This is a genomic window from Bradyrhizobium sp. WSM4874, assembly GCF_055811835.1.
This window is the reverse complement of the sequence record NZ_JBVVPR010000164.1, coordinates 1-951: the sequence shown is the minus strand read 5'-3', so window position 1 is coordinate 951 and position 951 is coordinate 1. Positions and strand designations below refer to the sequence as shown.

Sequence of the window (951 nt, the reverse complement as noted above, 5' to 3'; positions counted from 1 at the left end):
CGGCAGGCACTGCAGAACCGACTGAGGCGCTAATGTCAGCTTCAACTGAATAGCAAGCGCGGCTGATCGCACTATGCTCTGCGACGCACTGCGACTTCTCGCCGATCGAACGTCGGCAATCGGCGGGTTTGCAGAGCATCATGGTGTCACACATGAGGAGCAGAGCCGGGAGCTAGGGTTGACACCCCGGCGCCGCCCGCTTTGCCCTGATCCAGTTCGCCAAACAAATTGAGCTGCTTACAACCGCATCGAGAAGCTCGACAGAGAGATCTTGGTTGCCGTCATCTAGCCCCCTTCGTCCGTATCTCGTCGCCTTAGCCGCCCCTCTTGCTTGCTGACAAACACTGCTGGCGCGATTGCGCCCAATGGGCGACAAGCCGATGGGGGCTTTATCGATCGAAGCGTCCATTTCGAGAGCCGATTGTTCCCGGTTTATTGCCCAGCGCGATCCTGAGACGCTGGCGTGCTTGCGCCACTACAGCTGCCACTCCAGTCTCGAGACGATCGCGAAGGCGCTCACCGGAAGCTACCGCGCGGAGCATCTGTTGGCACTCGATCAGGCACTCGCCCTTTACGACGCGTATCACGAGAAGGCATCTGCCTGCGATGCCCGAATCGAAGCCGTGTTGAAGGAACTCACTATCCATAGGGATCATGATCATGGATCAGCGCCGCCGGTCTCGCGGCGTCGGAACAGAACCGATCAAGCGAACGCTCTGGCTTTCGACGTCCGCGCGTCCTTGTTTGCGGTGCTCGGAAAGGACGTCACCACCATCGACGGCCTCGGTCCTTACCTCTCGCTGAAGCTGATCGCAGAATGCGGCGACAACCTTACCTCGTGGCCAAGTGCAAAGCATTTTACTCCTGGCTGTGGTTGGCACCGAGCAATAAGGTCTCCGGAGGCAAAATGCTCTCGTCCCGAACGCGCCGATCCGGCGGCCGGGCCGCAGC

At 59.8% G+C, this 951-nt stretch carries 1 pseudogene; it reads left to right on the top strand.

The window, feature by feature from the left end:
* Positions 1–365: 365 nt before the first annotated feature.
* Positions 366–951: pseudogene (locus AC0L3P_RS39845) on the top strand (hypothetical protein); the annotation flags it as partial.